Here is a 15,097-nt window from a genome sequence, read left to right on the forward strand (position 1 = left end):
CTATACGCTACTCACCACAAACCGTCAAATAATTTCTAGCACTTTTTTACAACTTTTTTGCAATTCTCTGTTTTTCCACAACTTTTATTTTTCAACTTCTTGGAAATTGGAATTCGGTAAACTCAACCCAAGCGTGGGTAGAGCGGCTCAACGCTATGCTCTCTCTTAATCATGTAAATGAAAATAACAATGTGCAGGCTGCTTTTCTACACAAACAAACCGTGAAAAAGCAGCCTGCACCTTATGTTATGGCAGCCAACCACCTCCCAATGCCACATTCGCATTTATCCATGCGGCGTTTTGCTGGGCTTGTGCGTCTAGCTGTTGGCTTTGCGCTACCAGCACTTCGTCCTGTGTGGCAAGTTGGTTTAAGCCGTTATCTAGCCCTGCGCGGTGGCGGCGTGCGGCGGCTTGTGCTGCGCGTTGGGCAATGGCGGTGCTTTCTTGTTGCAGGCGATAGGCTTGTGCGCTTTGCTCGTAGGCAACCAGCGCATTGGCGGCTTGGCGCAAACTTTGGTACACGGTTTGATTGTATTGGGCGACTTGTTCGTCAAATTCGGCGTGTTTTTGCGCGAGATTGGCTTGCAATGCGCCCGATGTGAAAATCGGCAAACTCACGCTGGGCAACAATCCTGCCATTAGGTTGGCCGATGTGGGCAAATTGCCAATTTTCAGCTCCGACAATCCTGCCAATGCGCTAATGCGAATGTTGGGATAAAAATCGGCACGCGCGGCTTTGATTAACTGATTACGCGCCAAAATGGCTTCGCGCTGGGCAGCAATGTCGGGGCGTTTGCCTAATAAATCGGCAGTTAAAGTATCGCTAGGCAAAGTGGGGACGCTTGCCAAATGGCTGGCTTGCAAAGTCGGCAAATCGTTGGGCGTTTTGCCACTCAATGCAGCCAATGCGTGTAAGGTTTGTTCGGCGCGTTGCTGCATTTGACGCAAAGCAGCCTGCAACTGGCATTTAGCGGCTGTAATCGGATAGGCTTGCGATGCAGGCATTAAACCTGCGCGAATACGCTGTTGCAGCAAGGCTTCTTGCTTTTGTTTGATGGCGATTCGCTGCTCAATATAGCTGGCTTGTTGGCGCAAGGTTTGCCATTGCCAATAATGTTGCGCGACTGCTTGGGCAATCGCCAAACGCGCTGCTACCCATTCGTATTGTCGCGCTTGCACTTGACCGAGCGCGGCGGCGGTTTGCGCTTTTTGCTTGCCCCATAAATCCCACGTCCATTGCGCGTTTAATTGCAGGCTGCCATAGGCAATGTCGTGCCCAATCGCGTCTTGCACCGCTGCTGGAATTGGTGCGGTTTTATCATCTGGCGAATAATGCAACAAACCTGCGCCATTTGCCTTCAAAGCAGCCTGCACACCTTGTTGCGATTGCGCCAAACCGTGCGCCGCTTGTGCTTGACGAATCCGCGCTGCCACCATTTGTAAATCGGGCGATTGCTGCAACGCCTGCTCTATGAGCCGATTTAATTGCGCGTCTTGATACGCCTGCCACCAAGTCGGCGAAATCGGCGCAATGGCTTGATTGGGCAAATTGAGCTGTTCGCCCGACACGGGTTGTGCCAACGGCGTTTGTTCGCCAAAAGACGCGCAGGCAGCCAGCCACATCGCCATGCTATATACAATGTATTTTTTCATGATATTTTGCCTACTTCATTAACTGTTTCAATGCCAAACGCACACCCTCGCCCACTTCCACACCGTTGGGCAACGATTTGCAGGCTGCTTGCGCTTCACGCTCGGAATAGCCCAACGCCAGCAAGGTGCTGACCACATCGGCACGATTGTCCGTGTCCGCAGCAGGCGTAAACAAAGCCAAATCGCCCAAACCTCTGTGCGCCAATTTGCCGCGCAATTCCAAAATCATGCGTTCTGCCGTTTTTTTGCCGATACCTGGCGCAGACGACAAGCGTTTCACATCTTCGTTGGCAATCGCCTGCGCTAATTCATCGGTTGTCATCGCCGACAAAATACCCAACGCAGTTTTTGCGCCAATACCGCTCACTTTAATCAACTGACGAAAAGTCGTCCGCTCGCTCGCATCACCAAAACCAAACAGCAAATGCGCGTCTTCACGCACCACCAAATACGTATAAAGCTGCACCGTTTCGCCCAAAGCAGGCAAAGCGTAAAACGTTTGCATAGACACGTCCAACTCGTAGCCCACACCGTTTACATCTATCACAATTTGTGGTGGCATTTTTTCCAGCAACATACCACGCAATCTACTAATCATCTTGTTTACTCTTTCGTGCGGCGATGAAACTGTACCAGCCGTTCGCCATCGTTTAATTTCGCTCGGCACAAAGCGTGTCCGAACACCGTTTCCAACGTGATTTGATTGAGCTTGCCCGAAGCCACCGCCGCGTCCACGATTTGCTGTGCAGCGGTTAAATTATCGGGGCGCAACACGCGCCAAACGTCCAACGCTTGCCAATCGGCGTGCAGGCTGCTTGCGTTTTCATAGGTCAAACACAGTTTTGCCGTGTCGGTTATTGGGTCATAAAAACCGTGATGAAACAACATATCGCCCAAATCGTGCATATCCACCAAAGTCGGCGCAGCGCATTGAACGCCTTGTTCCGCCAACAGCGTTCGCACTTCGGCAAAACTATCCGCACCCCAATGTGAAAAAAACAGCAAGCCATCGGTTTTGAGCGTGCGCGACCAGTTTTCCAACGCCTGCACCAAATCGTCCGCCAAAGGCAAACTCAAATTCGCCCACAACATATCTGCACCCATCGTAGGCAAATCCGCATTTGGGTTGCCAATGTGCTGCTGCACCGCTTTTTCTTTCCATTTTGCCAACCAATTTTTTGGCTGCAACGCCAAAGCAGCCTGCACTTTTTCTGCCGTATCGCACAACACCAGCTGCGCCTGCGGATAACGCTTTGCCAACAGCGCACGGCTCACATCGCCATCTGCGCCAGCCAACACAATCTGTTTTGGCGCATGACGCACAATCGCCAATCTACCGTCCAATTCCATCGCCAAATGCCGATGAATCGCCCATTTGTCCACCATTTTTTATATCCAATCAAACGGCTACTACTCAAAGCAGCCTGCACAAAAAACAGCAATTTTAACATTCACACCACCAAGCCATAAAATAATTTGCCGATTAAATCGCATTTTTTACAAAAAACGCTTTACAAATTTCAAATTGTCCGTATAATTCGCGTCTTCATCACCTGCCCAGGTGGCGAAATTGGTAGACGCAGGGGACTCAAAATCCCCCGCCGCAAGGTGTGTCGGTTCGAGTCCGACCCTGGGCACCAAATATTAAAAACCTGCTTTTTACAGCAGGTTTTTTACGTCTATACGATTTGATATAGCGGTTGGTGCGTTTTTGCAGAACGCCAACAAGATACGCACTACGATGATGAAAGAACACGAAGCGCGTGAATTGCAAATATTAAAACAGCGTCATGCGATTTTCCAAGTTTTGACACCCGAACAACAGCAACAATTGTTGAACCACAAACCACGTTCGCACAACCAAAATGGGCGTGCGCACGGTAAATAAATCGCCCATTTAAATAAAAAAGCTGAAATTTCATTGTGAGATTTCGGCTTTTTTGTTGTGCACTCAATAAAGTGCAGGCTGCTTTCAAGCGTATAATCCCCATTTTCCCCATAACAAAAAAATCCAACATGAACGCACTCACCATACAAAACGCGCACAAAACCTACGCCAACGGTTTTACCGCGCTCAAAGACGTTTCATTCAACGTAGAACAAGGCGAATTTTTCGCGCTGCTTGGGCAAAACGGCGCAGGCAAAACCACACTTATTTCCGCCATTTCAGGGCTAAACCAACTCACATCAGGCAAAATTGAAGTAATGGGATTTGATGTCAAAACCCAATCACATCAATCGCGTATGAATTTAGGGCTTGTGCCGCAAGAATTAGTGTTTGACCCTTTTTTCAACGTGCGCCAAATTTTGCAAATTCAATCGGGCTATTTCGGCATTCGCAAAAACGATGATTGGATTGATGAAATGCTGCACCATTTAGGCTTGACCGACAAAGCCGACACCAATTTACGCAATCTATCGGGTGGCATGAAACGCCGCGTGATGGTAGCGCAAGCGATGGTTCATCGTCCGCCCGTGATTATTTTGGACGAACCCACCGCAGGCGTGGACGTGGAATTGCGCCACAGCTTGTGGGTATTTATGCAATCCATGAATAAACAAGGACATACGATTATTTTAACCACGCATTATTTGGAAGAAGCCGAGCAATATTGCCAGCGCATTGCCATGTTGAAACAGGGCGAATTGATTGCGTTGGACAAAACGGAAAATCTATTGCACAGCGAACAAGGCGTACGCGTGCAAATCCAAATTCCGTGCAGGCTGCCTGAAAATTTGCAGCCTTTGTGCATTCAAATGATTGAACCAAATCAATACGTTTTAAAATTAAACGATTACAACCAAATTGCGGAGATTTCAGGCAGCCTGAAAACCGCCAATATCCATATTGAAAACATGAAAATTTTGGAAAATGATTTGGAACACGTTTTCTTGAATTTAACGAAAATGGAGGAAAAATCATGAATTTTGTCGGCTTTTACACGCTGTTTCGCAAAGAAATTAGCCGTTTTACCAAAGTTTGGCTGCAAACGATTGGTGCGCCTGTTTTAACCGCGTTGCTGTATCAACTGATTTTCGCGCAAGCCATGGGCAAACATGTGGAAGTGCTGCCGAATGTGCCGTACAACGCCTTTTTAATCCCAGGCTTGGCGATGATGACGATGACGCAAAATGCGTTTGCGAACACGTCTTCTAGCCTAATGCAATCGCGGCTAACGGGCAATTTGACTTTTTTGCTGCTTGCGCCGTTGTCGCCATTTACCATGTTTGCGGCGTATATTGGCGCGGCAATGGTTCGGGCGGCGTTGGTGGGATTGGGCGTGTTGTTGGCGACTGCGCCTTTTGGTTTGCCGCTGCCTGAAAATATGTTGCTGGGCGCGGCGTTTGTGCTTTCAGGCAGCTTATTTATGGGTTCTTTTGGGCTAATTGCGGGGATTTATTCGGAAAAATTTGACCAACTGGCGGCGTTTCAGAATTTTTTGATTATGCCGCTCACGTTTTTATCGGGCGCGTTTTATTCGCTGCACAGTTTGCCTGCGTTTTGGCAGACGATTAGCCGCGCCAATCCGATTTTTTATTTGATTGATGGATTTCGGTTTGCGTTTTTTGGCATGTCTGATGTGTCGCCGTATTTGTCGTTGGGGGTAACTTGGGTGTTTGCGATTGGCATGGCGGCGGTGGCTTATGGCTTGCTGCGGAGTGGTTGGAAATTGCGGAATAATTAAAAAAGCAGCCTGCACGGTTTAAGTTTTGTGCAGGCTGCTTTTTTAGTACGAGCAGAACTTTAAAAACCATTTTTAGAAAATTTTTATTTGTATAGATTAAAATGGCAAATCATCATCTTCTTCATCTTCGTTATTTTCTTCATCAAAAAAATCTTTTCCAAATTCATGAATGCAATATTCATAAACATAATTTACAACCATTAAACGCAAAACACCAAAGTCTTCAATTTTCATATTTTTTTTATGAAATTGCTTATTGATATTCAATAAAATTGGTATGGCATTTACATTAAAATATTCTGATAATTCAGCTTCTATTTTATGCTTGAAAAACATATTTAGTGGGTAATAATGCTCCCAATCCCCATTAGCATTAGTAAGTGATGAAATTTGATAAAATTGATTCACTTCTTTATTTGCAAAATTTTGAATACAGTAAACCTCATAAGTAATGAATTCATTTACTAATTCTTTGAATTTTTCTTTATTTAACAATACTTTTGGGTGTGAATAAGACGTATATTTTTCATTCCATAAAATGAACATATGAGCCAAAATATAAGCCAAATTACCGCATTGACTGCCTTCAAAAAATTGAATTGCTGATTTAATAAATCGTTCTTGCAATACTTCATTATTTGGATTTGGAATTAAACTGTAAAATACTTTTTCATTTAATCCAATAATTTCAGCAGAAATTTTAGCTTTTTCATGTCCCATTTCATCAGCTTGCTGAAAATATTGGCGAGCTTTTTCATAATCAGGCACTAATACGTCTGCGCCATCTAAATAAATCAATCCAAGATTATAAGCAGCGGATGGGTGTTCATATTCCACACGTTCAAAATAATCAATTGCTTGCTTCACATTACCTTTAGATAAAGCTACCACACCTTTATTGTAAATTTCTTTGGTTTCTGGGGAATATTTGGTATCTATTGGATTAAATAACCGATGGAAAAAACCCATTTCGCATTTCCTAAAATATAAATTTGAAATTGAAAGTATATTTTGTGCTAGGATTATCGTACAGAGCAAAAATCGCCATAAGTTGGCAAAATAAAACAAATGAAGGTAAAACATAAAAACAAATGAAAAAATCAGAACAATGCGTGAACTCAACAAATGGTCTCAAGAAGAAATGGCTGAAAAATTAGAAATGTCCGCCAGTGGTTATGCTCGAATTGAGCGTGGGGAAACGCAATTAAATTTGACACGTTTACAGCAAATTGCAGATATTTTTAAAATTGATTTATGGGAATTGATACAAAGTAATCAGGGCATGATTTTACAAATCAATCATGAAAATAATGACGGTCAATTTTGTATTTATGCAGATAACACACCCCAAATGAGTGCAATGAAAGTAGAGATTGATTGTTTGAAAGATTTGCTAATTCAAAAAGATAAAGAAATTGAGTTTTTGCGAGAAATGCTTAAATCTTATACGAATCCTAAATCATAATGAAATAGTTTGTTTCAGGCAACCTGAAAATTGAATTCACGTTAAAATCACATTTTTTAAACTTTCAGGCAGCCTGAAAAAATCATCATGCAAAAACATTTCCAAAAAGCCCTAGACAGCATTACCCCCAGCACACTCTACATCGTTGCCACGCCAATCGGTAACTTGGCGGACATCACACTCCGCGCCCTAGCCGTGTTGCAAAAAGCCGATTTAGTTTGCGCCGAAGACACGCGCGTGTCCGCCCAACTGCTTTCTGCATACGGCATTCAAGCGAAACTCGTTTCCGTGCGCGAACACAACGAACAGCAAATGGCGGACAAAATCATTACCGCATTGGCAAGCGGTCAAAGCGTGGCGCAAATTTCAGACGCAGGCACGCCAGCCGTGTGCGACCCAGGTGCGAAACTCGCGGCGCGTGTTCGTGAAGCGGGCTACAAAGTTGTGCCAGTTGTGGGCGCATCGGCAGTTATGGGCGCGTTGAGCGTGGCAGGCGTGAGCGAACCGCATTTCTATTTTCACGGCTTTTTGCCGCCAAAATCGGGTGAACGCGCTAAATTATTCGCGCAATGGGAAAACGCGGATTACCCGATTATTGCCTTTGAAACACCGCATCGCATCGCCGCAACTTTGGACGACATGGTAAACGCATTCCCCGAACGCCAAATCATGTTGGCGCGTGAAATCACGAAAACATTTGAGACGTTTATTGTCGGCAGCGTGTTGGAAGTGCAGGCTGCTTTGCAAGCCGACAGCAATCAATCGCGTGGCGAAATGGTGCTGGTGATTCAATCCGCCATCAAAGAAAAATCCGACACGCTGCCCGAACACGCACAAAATGTGATGAAAATTTTGTCTGCCGAACTGCCAACCAAACAAGCGGCGGAACTAGCGGCAAAAATCACGGACGAAAACAAAAAAGAATTGTATAACTTGGCTTTGACTTGGAAAGTGTAAAACAAAAAGTGCAGGCTGCTTTTTCATAAACAAAGCAGCCTGCCCTTTTATTTATTTGACCTATTTAATAATAGTGTTTACTCTGTTTGCTCGATTCACATCACACTAATAAATCATCATGACCACTACCACTTCTCGCCGCGCCGTGTATGCAGGCAGCTTTGACCCACCCACCAACGGACACTTGTGGATGATTACCGAAGCCGCGCAATTATTTGATGAACTGATTGTGGCGATTGGGGTTAATCCCGACAAAAAAAGCAGCTACACCGTGGCAGAACGCCAAGCCATGCTGCAAGCGATGACGCAATCGCTGCCCAATGTGCGCGTTGATGCGTTTGAAAACCAGTTTTTGGTCAATTATGCACACGATGTGGGCGCAGCGTTTATTGTACGCGGCATTCGTTCGGGCAGCGACTATGAATACGAACGCGCCATTCGCCACATCAATGCCGATTTGCAGCCTGCAATTCGCACCGTGTTTTTGATGCCACCGCGTGAAATCGCGGAAATTTCGTCCACGCTGGTCAAAGGTTTGGTGGGCGTGAGCGGTTGGCAAGACGTTGTGCCGCGCTATGTGCCGCAGGCGGTGTTTGAAAAAATCCAATCCGATTACCCATCAACATGAAAAAAGCAGCCTGCATCTTGGCGTTATGATGAATTTGATTCATGCAAACAGACGAAAATAAGCGTTTGCAACTTATATCAAAAACAGCGAAGATAGCGTCCACAAGATTACCCCTCGAATTTCCCCTTGTTTTGGAGAACAACATGAACACATTCCACTTAAATGGCTACCCACGTGTAGGCGCAAAACGCGAATTGAAATTCGCCGTAGAAGCATTTTGGAAAGGCGCGAAAAGCGAAGCAGAATTGCAAGAAGTCGCGGCTGAAATTCGCCGTTTGAACTGGGCAACGCAAAAAGCGGCTGGCGCGGATTTGTTGCCAGTAGGCGATTTTTCATTCTATGACCACGTTTTGGATTTGATTTGCGCGATGGGCGCGATTCCGAAACGCTTTGGTTTTGACGCGGCGAATTTGACTTTGCCACAATATTTTGAATTGGCGCGCGGCAATGCAACCCAATTTGCAATGGAAATGACCAAATGGTTTGACACCAACTATCACTACATCGTGCCTGAATGGCATGGCGATACCGAATTTTCGGCACATTCTGCGCGTTTGATTGCCCAAATCAAAGAAGCGAAAGCGCAAGGACACGACATCAAACCAACTTTGGTTGGTCCTTTGACTTTGTTGTGGTTGGGTAAGAAAAAAGAAGAATTTGGCTGCCGTATTGAAAAATTGTTGCCAAAATTGTTGCCTGTTTACGCGCAATTATTGCGTGAATTGGCGGCGGAAGGCGTGGATTGGATTCAAATTGACGAGCCAATTTTGGCGGTTGATGCTGGCGAGGCTTGGGTTAAAGCATTCCCGAATGTTTACAAAGAGTTGGCAAATACAGGCGTGCGTATCATCATCGGTACTTACTTCGCATCTGTGGCGGAACACGTTAAATTGTTGAGCGAATTGCCTGTTCACGGTGTGCATATTGACTGCGTTCGCGCCCCTGAACAATTAGCAGTGTTCGCGGAACAATTCCCAACTAGCAAAGTGTTGTCTGTGGGTTTGGTGGACGGTCGCAATGTGTGGCGCGCGAATTTGAATAAAGTGATTGATACATTAGAGCCTGTGAAAGCGAAATTCGGCAATAATTTGTGGATTGCGCCTAGCTGCTCATTGTTGCATAGCCCACAAGATTTGGCGGTTGAAGAAAAATTAGACAGCGAAATCAAATCTTGGATGGCGTTTGCGGCGCAAAAATTGGTCGAATTGGGCAACATCAAACAGGCTTTGGAAAATGGCAAAGCTGCGGTGCAGGCTGCCTTAAACGAATCTGACGCTGCTGCTGCTGACCGCGCAACCAACAAAAAAATCCACAATGACGCAGTAAAAGCGCGTTTGGCGAATTTACCAAAAGGTGCTGACCAACGTAAATCGCCATTTGCTGACCGCATTAAAGCGCAACAAGAATGGATGAATTTGCCCATTTTGCCAACGACTACAATCGGTTCATTCCCACAAACGATTGAAATTCGTCAAGCGCGTGCGGCGTTCAAAAAAGGCGAATTGTCTGCGGCGGATTACGAAGCGGCAATGAAAAAAGAAATTGCGTATTGCGTTGAAGAACAAGAGAAATTGCAAATTGATGTGCCTGTTCACGGCGAAGCAGAACGCAATGACATGGTGGAATATTTCGGCGAACAATTAGCAGGTTACTGTTTCAGCCAATTTGGTTGGGTGCAATCTTACGGTTCGCGTTGCGTGAAACCACCTATTATTTTCGGTGATGTTTCTCGTCCAAATCCGATGACGGTTTTCTGGTCGTCTTACGCGCAATCTTTGACCAAACGCCCAATGAAAGGCATGCTGACGGGTCCTGTAACCATGTTCAAATGGTCGTTTGTGCGTGATGACATTCCATTGAGCGAAGTGTGTAAACAAATCGCGTTGGCGTTGAATGACGAAGTATTGGATTTGGAAAAAGCAGGCATTAAAGTAATTCAAATTGACGAGCCTGCGATTCGTGAAGCGATGCCGTTGAAACGCGCACAATGGGACGAATATTTGGCTTGGGCGTGTGAATCATTCCGCTTGTCATCAACTGGCGCGGAAGACAGCACGCAAATCCACACCCACATGTGCTACTCTGAATTTAACGACATTTTGCCAGCGATTGCGGCAATGGACGCGGACGTGATTACGATTGAAACTTCTCGTTCGGATATGGATTTGCTGACGGCGTTTGGCGAATTTAAATATCCAAACGACATCGGTCCGGGCGTGTACGACATTCACAGCCCTCGCGTACCAACTGCTGCGGAAGTGGAACATTTGTTGCGTAAAGCAATGGACGTGGTGCCAGTAAAACAACTGTGGGTAAACCCAGATTGCGGTTTGAAAACACGCGGTTGGAAAGAAACGATTGAGCAATTAGAAGTGATGATGGAAGTAACGCATAAATTGCGTGGCGAATTAAATGTTGCTAAATAATTGATGTAATCCAAACAAAGCAGCCTGCACTTTTATTAATAGAAAGTGCAGGCTGCTTTTATAGTGAAATGAAATCGCAACGGTACGGCGTTGCCAACGCCCTTATGTACTTGATGTACACGGCGGGCGTTGTCGCCTTGTCCCGTTTTTATTTCATTTCACTATACGTTTTCCGTTACAATATCGCGATTTAAAATACCGCGATTCAAAAAAGCAGCCTGCACACTAAATCATGAAACAAATCCAAGACTATTTACAAACCCAAGGCTTATCGTGTGATGCCGATACCATTGCCGTTGCGCGCGCCGCAACTCAAGCCATTATCGCCAACGGACAAGCGCACATAGAGCCGCAACTGTGGCAACACGCGCAGCTCCCAAGCGAATGGCAGCAAGAAGCCCGCATCAAACCGCTGTATATGGCATTGGATTCCACCGCCAGCCGCCAACCAGCGCAAAGCATCGCACTATACGGCTTGCACCAAGCCACCGCCCAACTGATTCGCTTGGTGCAACAAGGCACGGCGCAAGAAACCGCCATCGCCCTAAACGAAGACAACGCATGGCAATATTTAGCCGTCCGCACCGCGCAATCGGGCTGGGCAAACATCGCCGACAGCACCGAACATTGGCTGCTCATTGGCGAACTGCACGGCGAACACAACCGCCGCGCCACCAGCCAAATCAGCCTGCCCGTTTGTGGCGAAGACGGCATCGTGTATGGCGTGCTGCAAATTGAACACAGCCAGCCATTGGGTCAAGAAGCCATCGCCAACTGGATAGGCTTTACGCTGGGCGTGTTGCCTGTGTTGCAAGCCTTGCAGCCTAATGATATAGAAGCTGAATAAAGCAAAAGCAGCCTGCACATTCAATCAGTCATCAAGAGAATAATATGTCAAACAAAACCATTACCCTAGCCAATCCACGCGGTTTTTGCGCGGGCGTGGACAGAGCCATTTCCATTGTAGAACGCGCCTTGGAAGAATTTGGCGCACCGATTTATGTGCGCCACGAAGTCGTACATAACAAATTTGTTGTGGACAATTTGCGTAACAAAGGCGCGATTTTTATTGACGATTTGGCGGACGTACCCACAGGCGCAACGCTGATTTATTCCGCGCATGGCGTATCCAAAGCCGTGCAAGCGGAAGCGGCAGAACGCGGTTTTCGCGTGTTTGACGCAACTTGTCCGCTGGTTACCAAAGTCCACAAAGAAGTGGCGCGTTTGGATAGCCAAGATTACCAAATCATCATGATTGGACACGCAGGGCACGTTGAAGTGGAAGGCACAATGGGGCAGCTTGCAGACGGCGAAATGCTGCTCGTGGAAAAACCCGAAGACGTGGCGAAATTGGTCGTGAACAATCCCGATAAATTGGCATACGTTAGTCAAACCACGCTATCGGTTGATGAAACCAAAGACATCATCGCCGCCCTGAATGCACGTTTCCCCAACATCAAAAATCCGCACAAAGAAGACATTTGCTATGCGACAACCAATCGCCAAAAAGCGGTTAAAGATTTGGCGGCAGAATGCGATATTGTGATTGTGGTCGGTTCGCCAGCGTCTTCCAACAGCAACCGTTTGCGCGAAGTGGCGGCAGGTTTGGGCGTGGACGCGTACATGGTAGATAATGCCAGTTATTTGCAGCGCGAATGGTTTGACGGCAAAAATAAAGTCGGCTTAACCGCAGGCGCGAGCGCACCCGAAGTGTTGGTGCAAGGCGTGATTGAACAAATCCGCGCATGGGGCATTGACGATATGCAACAAGGCGCAGGCATTGAAGAGAGCATTGTGTTTGTGTTGCCCAAAGAGTTGCGAAAATAAATCGCGTCAATAAAAAGTGCAGGCTGCTTTTAAAATACTCAAAAAGCAGCCTGCACTTTTATAGTGGATTAAATTCAAACTAGGACAAGGCGACAACGACCGCCGTGTACAGCTAATACATAAGGGAGTTGGCAACGCGGTAATAGTTTGAATTGAATCCACTATATTTTGCCTACTCCGCCACATCAGGCAGCACCGCATTCAACACAATCGCCAACACCGCGCACAAGCCCACGCCTGCAAACGCCATATCGCCCAGTTGCACAAAAAATCCGCCCAAACCAATCGTGAGCGTGGAGCTAACAATCACCAAATTTTTCGGGCTCATCAAATCCACTTTCGCATCAATGAGCGTTTTTAAGCCCAGCGATGCAATCGTGCCAAACAGCAGCAACATCACGCCGCCCATCACAGGCAGGGGAATGGACGCTAAAAACGCATTAAACTTGCCAAAAAACGCCATGCCAATCGCAAAAATCGCCGCCCACGTCATAATCACAGGATTGCTGTTTTTGGTAATCATCACCGCGCCTGTTACTTCGCCATAAGTGGTAACAGGCGGGCCACCAAGCAAACCTGCTACGCACACACCCAAACCGTCGCCTGTGAGCGTTTTGTCCAAGCCGGGGTCTTTGGCATAGTCTTTACCTGTAACCGCGCCAATCGCCAAAATACCGCCAATGTGTTCAATCGCGGGTGCAATGGCAACTGGGAGCATAAACAACGCCGCATTCCAGTTAATTTCGGGTGTTGTGAACGTGGGTAACGCAAACCAAGGCGCGTCTATCACGGCTTGAAAATCCACCACACCAGCCATCAACGCGGCAATATAGCCAGCCGCCACGCCTACCAAAATGGGAATGAGTTTGAGCCATTGGTTGCCGAACACCGTAACCAACACCGTTACCAAAAACGTGAACGCCGACAGCGCGACAGCAGTTGCATACGGCACAACTTGCACATCGCCACCCTTGCCAACCGCCATACTGCTTGCCGCGCTTGCCACCGATAAGCCAATCACAATAATCACAGGGCCAATCACCACAGGCGGCAACAATTTATGCACCGCCGCCAGTCCACGCCAACGAATCACCGCCGCAAACACAAAATACATAAAACCAGCAGCAAACAAGCCGAACATGGTTGCGCCCACGCCCCATGTTTGTTTGGCGGCAATAATGGGAGCAATAAAGGCAAAGGAAGAACCCAAAAAAATCGGCACTTTGCGTTTGGTGAGCAGTTGAAAAATCAACGTGCCAATGCCTGCGCCTAACAAGGCAAGTGCAGGATTCAAGCCTGTTAAAATTGGCACTAAAACCATTGCACCAAAGGCAACGAACAAAATTTGTGCACCAGCAATGGCGGTTTTTGCATGTTGGATTATCATTTATTGCGATTTCCTATCAATTAAAATAAACGGTGCGGATTATAGCCAAGTTATGGTAAAAAAGCTGCGATTTGATATATAGAATGTTAAAATACGCGCCATTGAGTAAACAGGTGTAAACAAGATGAGAAACGTGGTGGCTTTTTTATTGGAACATTTTGCCGATGTACGCGACATTCCGCAACCGCAAGATTTGGGCGAAATGCTGGAAGACGCTGGCTTTGAATATGACGACATCAGCGATGCCTTAACGTGTGTGCATTTATTGGACGAGTTGCCCGAAATCAACCAAAGCAGCCTGCACCGCCAGCAACCTGCATTGCGCGTGTATCACATTGAAGAATTGGAAATTTTATCTACCGAAATTCGCGGTTTGCTGCACTTTTTAGAACACAGCGGTACCATCAACGCCATGCAGCGCGAATACATTATCCACGCGCTGATGCACTTGCCGTATGACAACATCACACTGGAAAATGCCAAAGTGCTGGCTTTGTTGGTGCTGTGGGCGCATCGTTCCGAATTGCCTGTGTTGATTGGCGATGAATTGATGAGCGTGTTGCACGGCAAAAGCACGATGCAGTAAAAAGCAGCCTGCACACAAACAGACAACAGTCGGACACGCGCCGACTGTTTTTTAATAAACCACTTGCCAAAATCAACACAATATAATAAGAATATAAAAAAGAAAGATTGCAGGCTGCTTTGACGCATCACGCCGATATTCCAAACTGGATTTAAAAAAATGACTGAAATTTATCAAAAGTTAAAACCAATTATTGATGAATGCTATCAAGTTTTTAAGCATTATCCAGTACCCAAACCGCCATTGAATATCTGTACTGAATGCTGTGCCAGTTTGGATATAGCCAAAGATTTAGTTAGCCAGAGTTTAAGGAAATGATGGCAAATTGGCTCAATCATGCGGAAAACAAAGCGTATTTTATTGAACAAATGATTCATCTTGACAGCCAAATCGTTGATGATTTTTACAAATGGAACGAACGCTACGGCATGATTGAGCAGTTGTTTGATTTGATGACCTGTGATTTTAATGCTTAAATGTGC

At 46.2% G+C, this 15,097-nt stretch carries 16 protein-coding genes and 1 tRNA gene; 12 read left to right on the forward strand and 5 right to left on the reverse strand.

The window, feature by feature from the left end; genetic code table 11:
• Positions 1-246: 246 nt before the first annotated feature.
• The 3 genes from BQ5809_RS04575 to BQ5809_RS04585 are packed head-to-tail and all read right to left on the reverse strand — an operon-like array spanning position 247 to position 3,039.
• Positions 247-1,653 (reverse strand): efflux transporter outer membrane subunit, encoded by a 1,407-nt coding sequence (locus BQ5809_RS04575; RefSeq protein ID WP_003787887.1) that lies wholly within the window; start codon positions 1,651-1,653, stop codon positions 247-249.
• Between the two features lie 10 nt (positions 1,654-1,663).
• A complete protein-coding gene (gene ruvA / locus BQ5809_RS04580; protein WP_032827805.1) occupies positions 1,664-2,251 on the reverse strand; it encodes a Holliday junction branch migration protein RuvA in 588 nt (195 codons plus the stop codon).
• A 5-nt stretch (positions 2,252-2,256) separates the two neighbouring features.
• On the reverse strand, positions 2,257-3,039 hold the full coding sequence (locus BQ5809_RS04585; protein ID WP_003787893.1) for a hypothetical protein: 783 nt from the start codon (positions 3,037-3,039) through the stop codon (positions 2,257-2,259).
• 169 nt (positions 3,040-3,208) lie between these two features.
• Between BQ5809_RS04585 and BQ5809_RS04590 the strand changes: the two genes are divergently transcribed.
• From BQ5809_RS04590 to BQ5809_RS04600, 4 genes are all read left to right on the forward strand, one after another.
• Positions 3,209-3,293, forward strand: a tRNA-Leu gene (locus BQ5809_RS04590).
• A gap of 101 nt (positions 3,294-3,394) precedes the next feature.
• The gene (locus tag BQ5809_RS11110; protein ID WP_003787898.1) at positions 3,395-3,541 is read left to right on the forward strand and encodes a hypothetical protein; all 147 of its coding nucleotides are present in this window, start codon (positions 3,395-3,397) and stop codon (positions 3,539-3,541) included.
• A 128-nt stretch (positions 3,542-3,669) separates the two neighbouring features.
• Positions 3,670-4,578 (forward strand): ABC transporter ATP-binding protein, encoded by a 909-nt coding sequence (locus BQ5809_RS04595; RefSeq protein ID WP_032827806.1) that lies wholly within the window; start codon positions 3,670-3,672, stop codon positions 4,576-4,578.
• Positions 4,575-5,339: an ABC transporter permease gene (locus tag BQ5809_RS04600; protein WP_003787903.1), complete on the forward strand. Its 765-nt coding sequence runs from the start codon at positions 4,575-4,577 to the stop codon at positions 5,337-5,339. The genes BQ5809_RS04595 and BQ5809_RS04600 overlap by 4 nt, the downstream gene beginning before the upstream one ends.
• A 96-nt stretch (positions 5,340-5,435) precedes the next feature.
• On the opposite strand, the gene BQ5809_RS04605 is transcribed toward BQ5809_RS04600, so the two are convergent.
• Entirely contained in the window at positions 5,436-6,308 is an 873-nt protein-coding gene (locus tag BQ5809_RS04605; protein WP_003787905.1) for an SEL1-like repeat protein, read from the reverse strand.
• A gap of 112 nt (positions 6,309-6,420) precedes the next feature.
• Between BQ5809_RS04605 and BQ5809_RS04610 the strand changes: the two genes are divergently transcribed.
• From BQ5809_RS04610 to ispH, 6 genes are all read left to right on the forward strand, one after another.
• Entirely contained in the window at positions 6,421-6,804 is a 384-nt protein-coding gene (locus BQ5809_RS04610; protein ID WP_032827807.1) for a helix-turn-helix domain-containing protein, read from the forward strand.
• A gap of 84 nt (positions 6,805-6,888) precedes the next feature.
• Entirely contained in the window at positions 6,889-7,761 is an 873-nt protein-coding gene (rsmI, locus tag BQ5809_RS04615) for a 16S rRNA (cytidine(1402)-2'-O)-methyltransferase (protein ID WP_071461620.1), read from the forward strand.
• Between the two features lie 118 nt (positions 7,762-7,879).
• Complete coding sequence (gene coaD, locus BQ5809_RS04620; RefSeq protein WP_003787910.1) at positions 7,880-8,389, forward strand: pantetheine-phosphate adenylyltransferase; 510 nt, start codon at positions 7,880-7,882, stop codon at positions 8,387-8,389.
• 143 nt (positions 8,390-8,532) lie between these two features.
• The gene (metE, locus tag BQ5809_RS04625) at positions 8,533-10,815 is read left to right on the forward strand and encodes a 5-methyltetrahydropteroyltriglutamate--homocysteine S-methyltransferase (protein ID WP_032827808.1); all 2,283 of its coding nucleotides are present in this window, start codon (positions 8,533-8,535) and stop codon (positions 10,813-10,815) included.
• A gap of 232 nt (positions 10,816-11,047) precedes the next feature.
• The gene (locus BQ5809_RS04630) at positions 11,048-11,662 is read left to right on the forward strand and encodes a hypothetical protein (RefSeq protein WP_003787915.1); all 615 of its coding nucleotides are present in this window, start codon (positions 11,048-11,050) and stop codon (positions 11,660-11,662) included.
• Positions 11,663-11,685: 23 nt separating this feature from the next.
• A complete protein-coding gene (gene ispH / locus BQ5809_RS04635; protein ID WP_257003590.1) occupies positions 11,686-12,642 on the forward strand; it encodes a 4-hydroxy-3-methylbut-2-enyl diphosphate reductase in 957 nt (318 codons plus the stop codon).
• Positions 12,643-12,814: 172 nt separating this feature from the next.
• On the opposite strand, the gene BQ5809_RS04640 is transcribed toward ispH, so the two are convergent.
• On the reverse strand, positions 12,815-14,029 hold the full coding sequence (locus BQ5809_RS04640) for a uracil-xanthine permease family protein (protein WP_003787920.1): 1,215 nt from the start codon (positions 14,027-14,029) through the stop codon (positions 12,815-12,817).
• A 124-nt stretch (positions 14,030-14,153) separates the two neighbouring features.
• On the opposite strand from BQ5809_RS04640, the gene BQ5809_RS04645 reads away from it, so the two are divergent.
• Together BQ5809_RS04645 and BQ5809_RS04650 are read left to right on the forward strand one after the other, a co-directional pair.
• Positions 14,154-14,615 carry a Smg family protein gene (locus BQ5809_RS04645; RefSeq protein WP_003787922.1) on the forward strand — a complete coding sequence of 154 codons (462 nt, stop codon included), beginning with the start codon at positions 14,154-14,156 and terminating at the stop codon, positions 14,613-14,615.
• 317 nt (positions 14,616-14,932) lie between these two features.
• A complete protein-coding gene (locus BQ5809_RS04650) occupies positions 14,933-15,091 on the forward strand; it encodes a hypothetical protein (RefSeq protein WP_019388942.1) in 159 nt (52 codons plus the stop codon).
• The last annotated feature ends 6 nt before the right edge of the window (positions 15,092-15,097 follow it).

Origin of the sequence: Kingella kingae ATCC 23330 (genome assembly GCF_900111845.1) — a bacterium.
Taxonomy (GTDB): Bacteria; Pseudomonadota; Gammaproteobacteria; order Burkholderiales; family Neisseriaceae; genus Kingella; species Kingella kingae.